Raw genomic sequence first — 16,094 nt, forward strand, 5'->3', positions numbered from 1 at the left:
TTAGCACATTATATATTATACTATTTTTGTCTCACTATATTAATTTAAGTCTTTTTAACACTATTAGTAAGTTAGATATAATTTAAAAGGCAATGAACTGATTATAATTTTTAGCAACTAGGTATAAATGCTTTTATTATGTGCGAGAGTGGCGGAATTGGTAGACGCACTGGACTTAGAATCCAGCGGTTATGCCGTGAGAGTTCAAGTCTCTCCTCTCGCACCACTGATTATATCTATAAATTAGTAGCTTGTTTATAGACAAGATAATTCTCCTACGATAAACTCATTTCTTTATAGAACAATAAAGAATGCCTATTTGTGAGTCCTCTTTTTATTTAGTATTATACTATTGGTAACAATAAAGTAGTTATGTATGAAATAATAAGCGTTGTATTACAAGAGGTTAAGTAATACACATTTTTTTATTTTATTCATCTGTTACTAGTTAATCCCATATTAGAACATGGCAAGTATATGTTGCTTTTGTTACTATAACTCAATCAAGGAGTTTTGTTATGGAGTTTGTTCTTGAGTCTATTTCTCCTACAAAAAAGAAACTTACTATCTCTTTAACCCCTGATGAGGTGAATACAGCTTTAGATAGTGTTATTGCTCAATATAAAAAAGATCTTTCTTTACCAGGTTTTCGTAAGGGGAAAGTTCCTAATAGTGTTGTCTTTAAAAAATTTTCAGAAGAAATTACTAATAAAGCAACAGAAGAGACACTAAAAATTTATATAAAAGAAATTTTTCAAAAAGAGCATATCAAGCCACTATGTAATTTACTGACAGAAGATACAGATTTTATTCGTAATGAGAGTTTTTCCTCTACATTGACCTTTGAAGTTTTACCTGAAATTACATTTCCTAACTATGAAGGACTTGAAGTTCACCAAGATGTTGTAAAAGTAACAGATGAAGAAGTTGCAGAGCTTCTTAAGAATATTCAGCTAGCTATGGCAGAGTTAGTAGATGTTAAAGAAGATCGTTCCCCTCAAAATGGAGATGTTGTTGATGTTGATTATAAAGGATTTGAAAATGGTTCTCCAGTAACTGATGTTAGTGGTGAACATTTTGTTTTAACTTTAGGTCAAAGACAGGCATTAGAAGATTTTGAGCAGTTAGTTAAAACAGCTAAGGTTGGTGAAGAAAAAGTTGGTATTGTGAATTTCCCTAGAGATTATGCTCATAAGGGTTTAGCAGGTAAAAGTATTGATTTTCATATTAAGCTTAACAGTATTAAAACATCTATTCTTCCAGAGCTAGATGCTGACTTTGCTAAAAAAGCTGGATATGAAGATATAGATAAACTCAGAGAGGCTGCAAAAGTACAGCTTGAGATTAAGAAAAAGCAAAATGCTAAATCAAATGCAATGAAGAAGCTTATAAATGGTCTATTAGAACAAGTTACATTTGATGTTCCTGAAACAATGCTAGAAACAAGAATTGAACGAATATTAGGAGATCATAATATTCGTTCACAACAAACGGTGCAGGTTCAAACTGGTGAGGAACGGTCAGAATCAGAAGAAGAGTTATATAATAATGCAAAAGTGGAAGCATTAGCTGTTCTTCGTCCTCAAATTTTTCTTATGGCTTTGGCGGAAAAAGAGAAACTTGTTGTTATGGAGCAAGAGGTAGAAAGAGCTTTGTATAATATGGCTATTCGTGCTAGACAAGACTATAATAAATTTCGTGACGCATATTACCGTAGTGGTTTAGTTTATGAGTTACAAGATCATCTCCTTGCAGAAAAGGCAATGGAACTTATATATAATAAAGCAAATGTAGTAGAAGTAGAGCAGTAGAAATTTTTGAGGATTTTATCCCATGTCTTTACTAGAAGATAACTAGTTAAACAAGATAAAGTCATTTAACTGACAGAGTTATATACTTTATTAGTTAATTCTTATGATATCTATTATTTATTAACTAATTTATTATCCTAAGTATGGAGATCCTTAATGGATGATATTTTTAATATGACAGTCCCTATTGTTGTTGAAAATAACGGAAGAAATGAAAGAGCTTATGATATTTACTCAAGACTACTAAAAGATCGTATTGTTCTTCTTGGTACAGAAGTAAATGATCAAGTAGCATCCCTTATTTGTGCACAACTTTTATTTTTAGAGTCACAGGATCCAGAAAAAGAAATTTATTTATATATTAATAGCCCTGGAGGTTCAGTAACTGCAGGTCTCGCAATATATGATACTATGAACTATATTACACCAAATGTAGCAACGGTTTGTATGGGGCGTGCCGCAAGTATGGGTGCTTTGTTATTAGCTGCTGGTGAAAAAAATATGCGTTATGCCTTACCTAATAGCCAGGTAATGATTCATCAGCCATTAGGCGGTTACCAAGGACAAGCTACAGATATTGATATCCATGCCAGAGAAATTTTACGTATGCGTCAACGGTTAAATGAAATTTTGATGGAGCAGACAGGACAGTCACTTGAAAAGGTTGCACAAGATACTGAGCGTGACTATTTTATGACGGCAGAAGATGCTAAAGCTTATGGACTTATTGATAAAGTCTTGGTTTCCCGAAAAGATTTAGATATAGAGCATGAAAAAACAGAATAAGTTATATAGTTTCCTTTTTGTTTTAGAATGTTATGGAAAGTACTAATATAAGTTATGGCTAATTCAATTAAGGTGCATAGGATTTTTGAAGGTTTAGTAATAATTATATCTAACTATTCATCCACCCTTGTTTTTTATTAGTCCTTTTATTAAGTATGATTTTTGCACTAACTAATGCTAACTATAGCCTATAAAACCCATCTGATAGATTAACTAACATATCCTCTTAAGAAAGATTATTGTTTTGTTTAATTTTGATATGGTAAGGAATAAGCATGAGTAGAAATGATGAAAAAAATCCTCAATTATTGTGTTCCTTTTGTGGGAAAGGGGAGTATGAAGTAAAGCAGTTGATAGCAGGAGATGGCGTTCATATTTGTGATGCTTGTATTGCTTCATGTAACGAAATTCTTGTTCGTCAGGAGTTAGAAACAGTAGAAGAGCAACTACTCACACCCCAAGAAATAAAGGAAAGGCTTGATGAGTATGTTATAGGACAGGAAGAGGCTAAAAAAATTTTAGCAGTAGCTGTTCATAATCACTATAAACGTGTTTTCTATGCAGAAAAAATATCTTCAGAGCATGGAGATGTTGAATTAGAAAAGAGTAATGTTCTTTTAGTTGGACCATCAGGAAGTGGGAAAACACTTTTAGCAAAGACACTAGCTAAAATTCTACGTGTACCTTTTGCAATAGCTGATGCAACAACATTAACAGAGGCTGGATATGTCGGGGAGGATGTGGAAAATATTCTTGTCCAACTTCTTCAGAATGCAGACTATGATCTTGATACTGCAAGTAAAGGGATCATTTATATTGATGAAATAGATAAAATTTCTCGTAGAAGTGATGGTCCTTCTATAACAAGAGATGTTTCTGGAGAGGGTGTGCAACAGGCTCTCCTTAAGATTATTGAAGGTACAGAAGCAAATATCCCACCTAAAGGTGGACGTAAACATCCACAACAAGAATTTATTCGTATGAATACATCAAATATTTTATTTATTGTGGGTGGAGCATTTATTGGGCTTGATAAAATTGTAGAGCAAAGAATTCGTGGTGGTTCCATGGGGTTTGGGGCTAAAGTTTCTGGTAAAAAAGAGCGTCCTCTTGGACAACTACTTGAACAGGTACATCCAAATGATCTTGTTCAGTTTGGACTTATCCCAGAGTTTGTAGGTCGTATCCCTGTATTAACGCATGTTGATGATTTAAGCGAAGAAGATCTTGTTAGAGTGTTAGTTGAACCTAAAAATGCTTTGACACGTCAATATCAGAAATTGTTTGAGTTAGACAATGTAACATTAAGGTTTACATCAGATGCCTTAAAAGCTATTGCGCATAAAGCAATTGAACGTAAAACAGGTGCTCGTGGATTACGTAATGTTATGGAGTCAATTATGCTTGATATTATGTATAAACTTCCTTCTATGGTTGGGGTGAAAGAGTGTGTTATTAATGATGTTGTGATAAATACTAATGGTGAGCCATTGTATATTTATGATTCAGAAGTACAAGTAGCTCTATAATTGGAAGAAAAGATTAAGGTAAATAAAATTAGTTAGTTATAAATAGGTATAGCTAGAGAAAGTTTATGTCTGTAAAAGGAGCTTTTCATGCATACATTAGGAGATGAGCATAAACAAACTTTAGATGATGAGTATGTTGAACTGCCCCTTATGCCATTGCGTGAAGTGGTTATGTTTCCCCACTCTATTATTCCATTGTTTGTTGGTCGAGAGGCATCTATAAAAGCAATAGAGCATGCTGTAACTAATTATGATAGAAAAATTTGTTTGGTAGTACAGCGTGAACCAGAAGTAGAGAAGCCTTCTCTTGAAAGTTTATATCCTATTGGAGTTGTAAGTAGAATTTTACAGTTTTTACGTCTTCCTGATGGCACAATAAAAGTTCTTTTTGAAGGTTTATATCGAGTACATTGGGAACACTTAGACTCTGAGAAAAGTATTGAAAGTTTTCATAAAGTTATGGTGAAAGCTGTCAAAGAATCTACAGCTTCTTTTCTAGAAAGTGAAGCACTTGTTCGTGCCACCCATGAAGCCTTAGAGGAATACACAAAAAATAATAAAAAGATTACTCAAGAAGCATTAGCTGCCATTTCAGGTTTACGTGATCCTGGAAGACTTGCTGATGCTATAATGCCTCATTTAAAAGTAGACTACATTGAGAAACAGTCTGTTTTAGAACAATTAGATCCTGTTGCTCGTCTTGAAAAAGTATATGAGCTATTGAGTGGAGAAATTACAGTTAGTACAATTGAACGGAGAATTAAAAGCCGTGTGAAAACTCAAATGGAGAGAAATCATAGAGAATACTATTTGAGTGAACAAATAAAGGCAATTCAAAAAGAGATGGGGCGAGATGATGATCCTCAAGCTGAATTAGCTGATTTAGAAAAAAAACTTTTTGAAAAAAATATGCCTGAATATGCAAGAGAAAAAGGTTTAAGTGAGTTAAAAAAACTTAAACATATGTCCCCTTCTGCAGCAGAGTATGCAGTTGTCCGTAATTATGTAGATTGGGTTTATGAGCTTCCATGGAATGAAGTGAAAGAAACAGAGATTGATATTTCAAATGCTAGACAAATACTTGATAGGGATCACTATGGTCTAGAAAAACCAAAACAACGTATTTTAGAATACCTTGCTGTACAAAAACTTACAGGTTCTTGTAAAGGGACTATTTTGTGTCTTGTTGGTCCCCCAGGAGTAGGAAAAACATCTTTAGCACGCTCTGTAGCTAAGGCTACAGAGCGTGAGTATGTCAGGTTGTCCCTTGGAGGTGTTCGTGATGAGGCTGAGATCCGTGGGCATCGTCGTACCTATGTTGGTGCTATGCCAGGTAAACTTATCACTGCTCTAAAGAGGGTTAAGTATAATAATCCATTATTTTGTCTTGATGAAATAGATAAAATGAGTGCAGACTTTAGAGGAGATCCTGCTTCTGCTTTATTAGAAGTGCTTGATCCTGAACAAAATAGTACATTTAATGATCACTATCTTGATTTAGACTATGATCTTTCTCAGATTTTTTTTATTACTACTGCAAATTCACTTCAAGGGATTCCTGCTCCACTAAAAGATCGTATGGAAATTATAGAACTTTCTAGTTACCTTGAAGTAGAAAAGAAACATATTGTTAAAGATTTTCTTTTGCCTCGACAGGTTATAAAACATGGATTAAAACCTGAAAATATACGTATTTCTGAAAATGCATTAACAGAGGTTATTCGTTCTTATACAAGAGAGGCTGGAGTACGTAATCTAGAACGTGAAATTGCTGCTCTTTGTCGTAAGGTTGCTATAAAACTTGTTGAAAAGAATGATATGGATAAGACTATTTCTATTACACGACAAAACTTAGGTTCACTTCTTGGTGTGAAAAAATATCGTATAAATGAGAGTGAAAAAACGCCTAAAATTGGTGTTGTTAATGGATTAGCTTATACAAGTGTAGGTGGTGTATTACTTAATGTTGAATCAGTAATTATGCCAGGTAAAGGAAATGTCTCTACAACAGGAAAGTTGGGAGAAGTAATGATAGAGTCTGCACGTGCAGCACTTTCATATGTACGTTCCCGTTCTGATATGTTTGGATTAAGACCAGATTTCCATAGTGAAGTAGATATTCATATCCACTTCCCAGAAGGAGCTACTCCTAAGGATGGTCCTTCTGCTGGGATAGCTATCACAACTTCTCTTGTATCTGCATTATTAGGGATTCCTGTTCGGCATGATGTTGCAATGACAGGAGAAGTGACTTTACGGGGACGTGTTTTACCTATTGGAGGATTGCGAGAAAAGTTGTTAGCTGCTAGTCGTGCAGAGGTTACTACTGTAATTGTTCCTCGTGAAAATGAAAAAGATTTAAAAGAAGTTCCAGAAGAAATTCTCAAAGCTTTACATATTCAGTTTGTAGAACATATAGATGAAGTCCTACCCTTGGCTTTAATTTCTGAATCAGAAGATATTTTTTCAGAAATACATACTGATGAGCCATTTACTACTTCTTTACGACGACATACTGTAGAAATAACTACAGCACAATAATAACTATAATAAAATATAGCTATCTTAACTTGTTGCCCAGTATCCTATACTAATAAGTTTCCCATCTTGAGGGGTCCATTCACCACAAGATTCAAAATATTTCATAACCTGTTGACACTCAATAGGGATATAAGAGTCAGGGAATGATGTATAGTATTGTTTGAAAAAGTAGGCAAGATCTTCAAATAATTCGAGCCAATGCCCTTCATCACATAGAGGTAAATTATTTAATGTATGGAAGAAATGTTGTTTAAAAGGACAATTTTTTGGGATAGTTTTATCCATTGGCTCTGCTAATTTTATGAGTTGTTGTATACCAGAGCAAACAAGTTTTCCTAATGATGTATTATCATCAAGGACCCTAAGTACATTAAGAGCCTGGCTCATTGTAGTGATTTTTTCTTTAAACATATAATACCTTATAAAAAATATTTGATATTTGATATAGGTTATATGAATACCTTTTAACTTCTGTCAACCTGCTAATTTGATAGTCTATCTATTTTTATTAACTTACTATTATTTTTTTACTAATTTATTATAATAGGTTTATTGTGATCCATGCTAAATTCAAGTCAATGTCTGACTATAAAAAATAAAGTTTATTAAAGAAGATGAGCAATAAAAAATAAATATACTAAAAAGATAGCAGTGTTATTATAATTTTTTTTATTGTTGGGAGGAAAGTTTCTATTTTTCTAGAATTGGAATATATACATATAGTCTTAGAAGCTAAATGATTTTATTTATGCAGCTAATATTTAAATACATTATACTTTACCCAATAATAAAAAAAGGCTATTTAGTTTTGTAGAGTCATAAAAATTTTTTGATAGAGGTGCACCATGGGAGAAAATAAAACACATGGTATCCTTATCTTACCATTTATTTTAAGTATATTAGGTATCCTTTTCTGTTTTTGGAACTTATTAGCTCCATCTACTGTACCATGTATATCTTCTGGCTGTAATCTATACCAAGGTGGTGAATTTGGTGGATTAACATTTTGGTGGTTTGGTATTTTGGGATTTGGACTTCTTGCTATATTAGCAGTAATTGGGAGGGCTAAATTAGGATTATTTATTGCTGGAGTTGGATTATGTATTGATATTATCTTATTTATAACTATGGTAATGACACTTCCTTGTATGGCATGTATGTTTGTTGGGTTATTACTTGCTTTAACATTTTATTTTTTTAGGAAAAGAGTTTTTTTAGCTGAGTCAGATTCAGAAGATGTAGAAAATAATCGTTCTTTAATATTAATATGTTGGTGGTTTTTCTTTTTATTAAATATAATTCTAGTGATTAAGGGTGCAGTCCCCCCATGGGCTTTACCTGTTGGAGATACCAGTTCTTCATCATCTGTTGCGATATATTTTTCACCTTCATGTACGGCATGTCAAAAGCTTATAATGAATTTAGCAGAGTCTGAAGTTCAAAAAAGTTCATGGTATCCTGTGGCAGAAAAGTCCAGTGATATTGCAGTGATTGCTAAACTTGAACAGCTTCTTAAAAGTAAAAAATTTACACTAGCAGAAGCTTTTTCTTTATCTATCTCAACTCAGCCACTCACTACATTAGAAAAGTTATCTCCCAACCATGTATTGTTACAGTTAAAGTTGTGGATTAATAGATCTCATGTTTTAAAAGATGGAGATGGGCGTATGCCTTTATTAGAGTTTAGGGGTACACCAGCTATGTTGCTTTCTAGCATTAAGACAAATCATTTGCCTGTAGTAGGTAAAGATGATGATATGCTTTCTTTGGAGTTTGATAAAGTAGGAATATGTGGTGAGGGTGATGCACCTAATTCTCAATCATGTACTGAATAATTATTACTATCGGATACCAATCCACTTATGTGATTGTAATCCTAGTTTCCAATAGGGGTGTTTCATACAGTACTCAATACATATTTGTATATTATTACTTAAGTTTTTGTCATCTTTAGGTTGTAAAATGAAATTATCAAACTCAAGGGTTAAATATTTTTCAGGGTCACAGTTTTGTTGAGGCCAAACAAGTTTAAGTTCATTCCCTACAGTGGTTACTAACTCATTCCCCTCTTTAGGACTGACTGTAATCCAATCAATGTGTTTTGGTAAAGGAATTGTTCCATTTGTTTCTATAGCTATTTCAATATGGTATTTATGTAGTAGGTTTATAATAACTTGATTTAGCTGTAATGATGGTTCTCCACCAGTAAAAACAACATATGGTTTATAGCTAGGATGGGTATAGTTGTTTTGAGGAAATGTTTGAAGAATATTAGCTACTAATTGTTCTTCAGAATCTAAGATACCAAAATCAGCGTTTAAAAAGTCTGTATCACAGAATTGACATTTTGCTATTGCTCTATCTTTTTCTTTTCCAGACCATAAATTACATCCAGAAAAACGACAAAATACAGCAGGTCGACCTGTTTGTACTCCCTCACCTTGAATGGTATAAAAAAGTTCTTTGATATAAAATGACATTTATTATTTTTGCCTATTCAAGTAATTAGTTATGTAGTGAGATTAATATTAATTAGCTCTTTTTTTCATTAAAAATGTTTCCCATCCATTTTTTCGAAGTTTGCAAGCTGGACATGTACCACATCCATATCCCCACTCATGAGATGTAGTATGATCATTAAGATAGCATGAGTGCGTCTCATTACGTATAAGATCTACAAATTTAGAGCCACCTAAATGTAGGGCAAGTTCCCATGTTTGTGCTTTTGTAAGCCACATTAAAGGGGTATGTATTGTTATATCTTCCCCTAGTCCTAGACTTAAAGCCAGTTGGGTTGCTTTTATACTGTTATCTTGGCAGTCTGGGTAACCAGAAAAGTCAGTTTCACAGGTACCTATTATGAGATGGCGTATACTATTTCTCCATGCAAATGCTGCTGCTATTGTGAGGAAGAAAATATTTCTTCCTGGTACAAAAGTATTTGGAAGGCCTTGTTTGTCAAAAACAATTTCCAACTCTGATGTTATAGCTGTCTCACCTAGTTGAGAAAAAATATCAAGAGAAAAAATATAGTCTTCACCCAGTCGTTGTTCCCAGATTTTTGACAGTTTTGATATTTTATTCCGTATATTAGTGCGACATTGCATTTCAACACTATGTCGCTGTCCATAACTAAAACCAATAGTAATGATATGGCTAAAGTTAGAAAGCGCCCATCCAAGACAAGTTCCAGAATCTTGTCCTCCAGAAAAAAGAAGTAACGCTTTTTGATTTAGATGATACATATTAATTATAGTATGAGCTTATATTGATAATTAGTTTTGTTAAGATTGTTTTTTTAAGAGCATAATTATATATAATTATTATAATGATGTGAAGAGATGTTATTTTTCTTTTTTAACTATAAGGTTATTAAAATAGCAAGATTAAAATAAGAGGTTTTTTATGGATCAGGATGCTTGTACTCATAGTGCTGCTCTTATCTTAGCTGCAGGTAAAGGAACCCGTATGTGTTCTAATAAACCAAAAGTTCTTCATACACTATTAGGAGAACCACTATTATTCCATGTTATTTCAGCACTAAGACCACTATTTGGAAGTAATATTTGGGTAGTCATTGGCCATGGTTCATCTCTTATACAGTCTATATGTAGTGACCTATCGTTAAATTTTATTTATCAAGAAAAACAGCTTGGTACGGCTAATGCTGTGTCAATAGCTCTACCGGTATTACAACAGTCAAGAATTAAACGACTTATGGTAATAAATGGAGATATGCCACTTATTACATCAGATTTACTTGAATGTATCATAAAAAAATCTGATAAGACAGACTTTGTGTTTGCAACCTTAAAACTTCCTTTACCTAATGATTATGGTCGAATTCTAAGAAGAGAAGGGAAAATTTATTCCATTATTGAGGCAAAAGATATTGAGCCTTCATTACAACATGATACTACTGTAGAAGTTAATGCAGGACTCTATTATTTTTCTTTAGAAGTTGTAGATAAATGTTTACCTATGATTAAAAATGAAAATAAAAGTCAAGAATATTACTTTACAGACATAATAGAACTGGCAGTAGAAAATGGTTATCTAGTTGATTCTATTTATTTTGAGGAAGATTGGCATTTTTTAGGAGTTAATACTCCAAAAGATTTGTCGTATGTGGAGTCAATTCAGCAAGCTTTTATTATAGAAAAGCTATTACAATCTGGTGTTATTATTCATTCTCCTGAAAGTGTCCGTATTAGTCCTTTTGCAACTATTGAACCTGGTGTAGAAATTTATGGTCCCTGTGAAATTTACGGTGCTTCATATATAGCCTCTGGATCCATTATTTATTCACATAGTTGGATAAAAAATACTACAATATCACATGATGTATGTATTTACTCTTTTTGTCACTTAGATACAGTTATTATAAAAGATAAGTGTTCTATAGGTCCTTATGCGAGATTAAGGCCAGGTTGTCATTTAGAGGAGCAAGTTTGTATAGGAAATTTTGTTGAAATCAAAAAAACACAATTAGGAAAGCATGTAAAAATAAATCACTTAAGCTATATTGGGGATGCTATTGTTGGTGATGAAAGTAATATTGGTGCTGGGACAATAACATGTAATTATGATGGAGAAAACAAACATCATACGTTTATAGGTAAAAAAGCTTTTATAGGAAGTAATACAGCTCTTGTTGCACCTTTGACTATTGGAGAAAAATCATTAATTGGTGCTGGATCTGTGATTATTAGAGACGTTCCTGAAAATATGGTTTCTATAGCTAGAGGAAAACAGAAAAATTTTTCTAAGCGGAAGTAGTTTTATTTGGTAATATGATGAGATAGATAATGTATTTGTATAAGTATCTCATAGAATATAGTATTGCTATCTTTTAGGAAAGGACATAGAATAATTTTATGGAACTTTTTGATCTTTTAGAACAGCGAGTGATGGATTTATATAAGGAAATTCTTCTTCTCCGAGAGGAAAATAACATGTTAAAGGTAACCTCTGTTGGTCTTGCTGAGATGAGAGAAGAGAATCGTGTACTTAAAGAAGCATTAGAAAGAGAGCAGAGTATTCATGAGCAGATCCATAAGCGTATTGATAACTTGCTTGCAACAATACATGAAACTAACATACCATCCTAGTGGTAGTGTAAACCATAATGCATAATTTTCAATTCAATGTCCTTGGTGTGGACATCTCTTTTAAAGCTCAAGCAGATCCTGAGCGAATTGAGCAAGCAAGAGCTTTTATAGAAGAGCAGTATGAAAGGTTAAAAAATTGTGGAGGACAGCTTAGCAGAGATAAACTGCTAGTGCTTTTGGTTTTAGGTGTAGTAGATGACTTATTGCAATCACAGCAACAGTTAGATGAGCTTGAAAGCCGTTTTTCATCATTGCTGAAATGTATAGAAGAGATAGGTTAGTTTAAAGCTTAAATATTATGTTGATAAGATATAATATGTGTTGATAAGCCTAAGAAATTACCTGGGGCGTTTGTGGACTTGTATGATGCTAACCTCACAAGTAAAAAAATGGAATTACTATTATGTTAACAGGTGTGTTTACTCCATGTGAGTATACCTAAACGTTAGCTAATAGTTCCCACCTGGTTTTATTCAGGTTCTGAATCTGCATGTATACGGCGTCCTTGGGTACTATTTATATAAGATAAATTAACCTGTTATTAGGTTTAATAAGTTATACATAACTCCTTACCATAAGTCCTTTTATTATTTGCTTTGGCTTAGAGCTTATTTGTTTCGACATTATTGGGGGAGGAGTTATGTCGTTTATACTTGTTCTCTGTACAGTAAGTTCTCTTTTTGTTGGAGGAGGTACAGGGATTTTTCTTTATAAAAAAGTGAGTAAAAAATATATTGGGGATGCAAAAGAATTAGCTATACGTATAGTTGAAGAGGCCAGAAAAGAAGGGCAAGCACAAAAAAAAGAAATTTTGCTCCAGGGACAAAATGAAATTTTTAATCAAAAAAAAGAATTTGAGTTTGATTTTAAACAAAGGGAGAAGGAGCTTAGTATAAAAGACAAAAAGCTTCAGGTCCAAAGCGAAAGATTAGAAGAACGTCTTGAAAGAGCTGCAGAAAAAGAGCATGAAATTTTAAAAGTAGAAAAAGAGCTTTCTATTAAAGAACGTAATCTTTTAACTCTTGAAGAGCAGCTAAAAAGTCGTATAGATGAACAAGAAAAACAGCTTCAAAAAATTTCCGGATTAACTGTAGAAGAGGCAAAACAATCTCTATTTGAAGAGGTAAAAAACCGTTCTCGCCATGAGTCAGCAAAAATGATGCGACTTATTGAAGCAGAAGCTGTTGAAACTGCTAATCGTAAAGCAAAAGAAATTATTGCAAATGCTATACAGCGCTATGCTGGTGATTATGTTTCTGAACATACAGTAACTGCAGTTACACTCCCCAGTGAAGATATGAAAGGCCGCATTATTGGTCGTGAGGGGAGAAATATTCGTGCATTAGAGTCTGCAACTGGTGTTGACTTTATTATTGATGATACTCCAGAAACTGTTGTTTTATCTGCTTATAGTCCTATGCGTCGTCAAGTAGCTAAAATGGCACTTGAACGTCTTATTCAAGATGGACGTATTCACCCAGCACGTATTGAAGAAATTGTTCGGAAATGTGAGGAAGATCTTGCAATTCAAGTTCGGGAAATAGGCGAGCAAGCTACATTTGATATTGGTGTTTATGGTATTCATCCTGAGCTTATACGTATTTTAGGCCAGTTGAACTATCGTACTAGTTATACGCAAAATGTGTTACGTCATTCTATAGAAGTTGCATCATTATGTGGTATGATGGCTGCAGAACTTGGTGTTGATATCAAAAAGGCAAAGAGAGCAGGTTTACTCCATGATATAGGAAAAGCTGTTGATCATGAAGTAGAAGGTTCTCATGCTATTATTGGTGCTGAGTTAGCAAAAAAATTCAATGAAACTGAAGAGATTGTTCATGCAATTGAAGCACACCATGAAGAGAAAGGGAAACCAGAAACTGCCCTTGCTATTCTTGTTCAAGCTTCAGACTGTCTTTCTGGTGCAAGGCCTGGCGCACGACTAGAGCTTCTTGAAAGCTATGTTAAACGTTTAGAGCATCTTGAAAATATTGCAGGTGAATTTGAAGGGGTATCTAAAGCGTATGCTATTCAAGCAGGACGAGAGGTCCGTGTAATGGTTGATGCAGATTCCATAGGTGATGATCAAACATACCTTTTGTGTAAAGATATTGCTGGAAGAATTGAAGAAAGTTTAACATACCCAGGTCAAATTAGAGTTACGGTAATTCGAGAACATCGTGCTGTTGGGTATGCAAAATAACTGAGATATATAGTTTGTTAATATTTATAGAGAGCGTTATTACAAACTAGGTAGTTAATTAGATGTAACTTATCTTGTTAAAATGAGATGTAGAACATTAATGCGTATTGCTACTATTATTTTACACTATGGGAATCCAAAGCTTACAGAAAAAGTATATAGAGCACTTTGTGAAAAAACTTCACAAAGTGATATTGTAGAATCTTCTATCTTTGTTTTTGATAATGCATCTCAAGTACCATATCCTAATGCATGGAAGCGTAGTAGTTCAAATTTGTATTGGGCTGGTGCTCTATCTTATTGTTTTCTTCTTGTAAAAGAAATGGGGTTTACACATTTATGGTTTCTTAATAATGATATTACATTTATAGGGAATGGCTCATATTTAGCAAAAGCGTATGCTTCTATTCAACGTATAGAGAGAGCAACAGGAAAGTTAGTTGGTATATGGAGTCCATCTTTAATGTATAATAGCTATCATCCACAAATGTGCAATAGGAAAGATTTTTCTTATAGTCAAGTGAAGCTGATAGATGGTGTAGCTGCACTATACAACCTTACATGTCTTGATTCTATAGGTGGCATAGATGCGTTGGATAACTTATATGGATATGGCGTAGATTTATGGATATCTATACGTTCTGATAGAAAAGGGTGGCTTCTTGTAGTAGATCACTCTATGGTTATACGTCATATTCAACATGGCTCCGCCAAAAATATTAAGGGCTTTATAGAGACTGCTGCTTTTTCTGAAGAAGTTTTTTTTAGAAAGAGGTTAGGAATAGAGTGGAAACAGCAAATTGAAAGTATGAAAGAACAATATTCATCATTTACTTTTTGATAATAAATATTTTTTAGTTTACTTTAAAGATTATTGATTAATATAGGAATAAGTATAGTTATTCACTAACTAGTTGTAATATCTTTAGTCCTAGTGAATAATAATGTATTTCATTGTGAGCATTCCCATGGCTGCATTCATTATGCTAATAAGAAATAATACCTTATAGTGTGAAGGTTCTATCCCGGCTACTGCAAGAATACGTCCCATATATTGGAGCTGTCCACCCATTAGAAATATCCCAGGAATAAGTATACTAATATGGGTGCTATTAAGGATACCTTCAGTGCAGAGACTAGCCGCTACGCCAACACCTCCCACAGCTGAAAGCCATGAAGTAAGCAAGACTGTCATAGCTTCACCAGGTAAACTAAATATTGACATAATAGGGGCAAATAGTTCTCCAATAATTTTTAGTAACCCTATTATATTTAATGCTTGTATAAGTACAAAAGCCATAATGACGTTTGGCAGGAGATTCATGGTTCCCATTTGCCAGCCTTTACGTAATCCAGCTATAAAGACATCATTAATATTTTGTTTAACCATGGGTTTGCTCTATAGTAACATTTTTTTGTGTAACTAGTATAAGGTAAAGACGTATGACGTTCATTCCCACCACTTTATAGAAAAGTATAACACACAGGGGAATAATAATTTTTACAGAAAGAAATGGGAATAAGGCTAAACCTGTAGTAAGATAATTTGTGACTGCTGCTCCTGCAGAAAATTGAAAAGCACCAAATATTGTTCTTTCATTATTAGAAATAAAGCCTTTATCATACAGCTCTCGAGTCATTACACTAGCAGAATCAGAGCTGTGTAGACTGCTAATAAGTGCAAGCCCTGAAATCCCAGGTAATCCAAACAAAGGTTTCATTAATGGCGTTAATAAGTGTTGTGCAGCATATAGTGCACCAAGGTGTTCAGCAAGTTCTACAATCCCAAGTGCTAACATAATCCCAGGGATAAGAGAAAGACTGAATAAAAATCCCTGACAAGCTCCAGAACCACCTAGTCCTACAAATGTAGTAGGTGTTGAGTCTCCTATTGTTCCAAACTTACCAATGAATCTACTGAAGTCCATGATACCAAGCCAGTTTTGAAATTTTGAGAAATATCCAGAAAAAAAGAGGATAACAAGTATAAGTATAATATATGAACTTATTTTTATTTTTTTACTTTGGTCAATTTGGGGTATATGGGTATTCTTTTCCATTGTTATTTTTGCCCCTTATTATAAGTTTGGTTGTATTATCAAAATATAATATT

At 33.5% G+C, this 16,094-nt stretch carries 15 protein-coding genes, 1 tRNA gene and 1 other RNA gene; 12 read left to right on the plus strand and 5 right to left on the minus strand.

Annotated features, from left to right (window positions below; translation table 11 throughout):
* Positions 1 to 142: 142 nt before the first annotated feature.
* From LI_RS04325 to lon, 5 genes are all read left to right on the plus strand, one after another.
* Positions 143 to 226, plus strand: a tRNA-Leu gene (locus LI_RS04325).
* 292 nt (positions 227 to 518) lie between these two features.
* On the plus strand, positions 519 to 1,811 hold the full coding sequence (gene tig / locus LI_RS04330) for a trigger factor (RefSeq protein ID WP_011526876.1): 1,293 nt from the start codon (positions 519 to 521) through the stop codon (positions 1,809 to 1,811).
* 156 nt (positions 1,812 to 1,967) lie between these two features.
* Positions 1,968 to 2,597, plus strand: coding sequence for an ATP-dependent Clp endopeptidase proteolytic subunit ClpP (gene clpP, locus LI_RS04335; RefSeq protein ID WP_011526877.1), 630 nt, complete (start codon positions 1,968 to 1,970; stop codon positions 2,595 to 2,597).
* A 275-nt stretch (positions 2,598 to 2,872) separates the two neighbouring features.
* Positions 2,873 to 4,126 carry an ATP-dependent Clp protease ATP-binding subunit ClpX gene (gene clpX / locus LI_RS04340; RefSeq protein ID WP_011526878.1) on the plus strand — a complete coding sequence of 418 codons (1,254 nt, stop codon included), beginning with the start codon at positions 2,873 to 2,875 and terminating at the stop codon, positions 4,124 to 4,126.
* A gap of 87 nt (positions 4,127 to 4,213) precedes the next feature.
* Positions 4,214 to 6,667, plus strand: a complete 2,454-nt coding sequence (gene lon / locus LI_RS04345; RefSeq protein WP_011526879.1) for an endopeptidase La — start codon at positions 4,214 to 4,216, stop codon at positions 6,665 to 6,667.
* A 24-nt stretch (positions 6,668 to 6,691) separates the two neighbouring features.
* On the opposite strand, the gene LI_RS04350 is transcribed toward lon, so the two are convergent.
* A complete protein-coding gene (locus LI_RS04350) occupies positions 6,692 to 7,078 on the minus strand; it encodes a hypothetical protein (protein ID WP_011526880.1) in 387 nt (128 codons plus the stop codon).
* A gap of 434 nt (positions 7,079 to 7,512) precedes the next feature.
* Between LI_RS04350 and LI_RS04355 the strand changes: the two genes are divergently transcribed.
* Complete coding sequence (locus LI_RS04355; RefSeq protein ID WP_011526881.1) at positions 7,513 to 8,502, plus strand: hypothetical protein; 990 nt, start codon at positions 7,513 to 7,515, stop codon at positions 8,500 to 8,502.
* Between the two features lie 6 nt (positions 8,503 to 8,508).
* Here the strand turns inward: LI_RS04355 and queE are convergent, their stop codons facing one another.
* The gene (gene queE, locus LI_RS04360) at positions 8,509 to 9,147 is read right to left on the minus strand and encodes a 7-carboxy-7-deazaguanine synthase (protein WP_011526882.1); all 639 of its coding nucleotides are present in this window, start codon (positions 9,145 to 9,147) and stop codon (positions 8,509 to 8,511) included.
* Positions 9,148 to 9,195: 48 nt separating this feature from the next.
* Positions 9,196 to 9,912: a 7-cyano-7-deazaguanine synthase QueC gene (gene queC / locus LI_RS04365; RefSeq protein WP_011526883.1), complete on the minus strand. Its 717-nt coding sequence runs from the start codon at positions 9,910 to 9,912 to the stop codon at positions 9,196 to 9,198.
* A 160-nt stretch (positions 9,913 to 10,072) separates the two neighbouring features.
* On the opposite strand from queC, the gene glmU reads away from it, so the two are divergent.
* The 6 genes from glmU (at position 10,073) to LI_RS04390 (ending at position 14,822) form a co-directional block, all read left to right on the plus strand.
* Entirely contained in the window at positions 10,073 to 11,446 is a 1,374-nt protein-coding gene (gene glmU, locus LI_RS04370; protein ID WP_011526884.1) for a bifunctional UDP-N-acetylglucosamine diphosphorylase/glucosamine-1-phosphate N-acetyltransferase GlmU, read from the plus strand.
* A 98-nt stretch (positions 11,447 to 11,544) separates the two neighbouring features.
* Entirely contained in the window at positions 11,545 to 11,778 is a 234-nt protein-coding gene (zapB, locus tag LI_RS04375; protein WP_015353785.1) for a cell division protein ZapB, read from the plus strand.
* Positions 11,779 to 11,795: 17 nt separating this feature from the next.
* Complete coding sequence (gene zapA / locus LI_RS04380; RefSeq protein ID WP_015353786.1) at positions 11,796 to 12,059, plus strand: cell division protein ZapA; 264 nt, start codon at positions 11,796 to 11,798, stop codon at positions 12,057 to 12,059.
* Between the two features lie 55 nt (positions 12,060 to 12,114).
* Positions 12,115 to 12,294: non-coding RNA, 6S RNA (ssrS, locus tag LI_RS07445), on the plus strand.
* A 124-nt stretch (positions 12,295 to 12,418) separates the two neighbouring features.
* Positions 12,419 to 13,981, plus strand: coding sequence for a ribonuclease Y (rny, locus tag LI_RS04385; protein WP_011526885.1), 1,563 nt, complete (start codon positions 12,419 to 12,421; stop codon positions 13,979 to 13,981).
* Between the two features lie 100 nt (positions 13,982 to 14,081).
* Positions 14,082 to 14,822, plus strand: a complete 741-nt coding sequence (locus LI_RS04390) for a glycosyltransferase family protein (protein WP_015353787.1) — start codon at positions 14,082 to 14,084, stop codon at positions 14,820 to 14,822.
* 90 nt (positions 14,823 to 14,912) lie between these two features.
* On the opposite strand, the gene LI_RS04395 is transcribed toward LI_RS04390, so the two are convergent.
* Both LI_RS04395 and LI_RS04400 read right to left on the minus strand, forming a co-directional pair.
* Entirely contained in the window at positions 14,913 to 15,371 is a 459-nt protein-coding gene (locus LI_RS04395) for a YjiG family protein (RefSeq protein ID WP_011526887.1), read from the minus strand.
* Positions 15,364 to 16,041: a nucleoside recognition domain-containing protein gene (locus LI_RS04400; protein ID WP_011526888.1), complete on the minus strand. Its 678-nt coding sequence runs from the start codon at positions 16,039 to 16,041 to the stop codon at positions 15,364 to 15,366. The genes LI_RS04395 and LI_RS04400 overlap by 8 nt, the downstream gene beginning before the upstream one ends.
* Between the last annotated feature and the right edge of the window lie 53 nt (positions 16,042 to 16,094).

The sequence above is a fragment of the Lawsonia intracellularis PHE/MN1-00 genome (genome assembly GCF_000055945.1).
Taxonomy (GTDB): domain Bacteria; phylum Desulfobacterota; class Desulfovibrionia; order Desulfovibrionales; family Desulfovibrionaceae; genus Bilophila; species Bilophila intracellularis.

Bases quoted from the DNA above. Each gene is read 5' to 3' on its own strand.
- clpP (WP_011526877.1), top strand. From the start codon at position 1,968: ATGGATGATATTTTTAATATGACAGTCCCTATTGTTGTTGAAAATAAC.
- LI_RS04355 (WP_011526881.1), top strand. From the start codon at position 7,513: ATGGGAGAAAATAAAACACATGGTATCCTTATCTTACCATTTATTTTA.
- tig (WP_011526876.1), top strand. From the start codon at position 519: ATGGAGTTTGTTCTTGAGTCTATTTCTCCTACAAAAAAGAAACTTACT.
- LI_RS04390 (WP_015353787.1), top strand. From the start codon at position 14,082: ATGCGTATTGCTACTATTATTTTACACTATGGGAATCCAAAGCTTACA.
- LI_RS04400 (WP_011526888.1), bottom strand. From the start codon at position 16,041: ATGGAAAAGAATACCCATATACCCCAAATTGACCAAAGTAAAAAAATA.
- queE (WP_011526882.1), bottom strand. From the start codon at position 9,147: ATGTCATTTTATATCAAAGAACTTTTTTATACCATTCAAGGTGAGGGA.
- clpX (WP_011526878.1), top strand. From the start codon at position 2,873: ATGAGTAGAAATGATGAAAAAAATCCTCAATTATTGTGTTCCTTTTGT.
- zapA (WP_015353786.1), top strand. From the start codon at position 11,796: ATGCATAATTTTCAATTCAATGTCCTTGGTGTGGACATCTCTTTTAAA.
- LI_RS04395 (WP_011526887.1), bottom strand. From the start codon at position 15,371: ATGGTTAAACAAAATATTAATGATGTCTTTATAGCTGGATTACGTAAA.
- rny (WP_011526885.1), top strand. From the start codon at position 12,419: ATGTCGTTTATACTTGTTCTCTGTACAGTAAGTTCTCTTTTTGTTGGA.
- queC (WP_011526883.1), bottom strand. From the start codon at position 9,912: ATGTATCATCTAAATCAAAAAGCGTTACTTCTTTTTTCTGGAGGACAA.
- zapB (WP_015353785.1), top strand. From the start codon at position 11,545: ATGGAACTTTTTGATCTTTTAGAACAGCGAGTGATGGATTTATATAAG.
- glmU (WP_011526884.1), top strand. From the start codon at position 10,073: ATGGATCAGGATGCTTGTACTCATAGTGCTGCTCTTATCTTAGCTGCA.
- lon (WP_011526879.1), top strand. From the start codon at position 4,214: ATGCATACATTAGGAGATGAGCATAAACAAACTTTAGATGATGAGTAT.
- LI_RS04350 (WP_011526880.1), bottom strand. From the start codon at position 7,078: ATGTTTAAAGAAAAAATCACTACAATGAGCCAGGCTCTTAATGTACTT.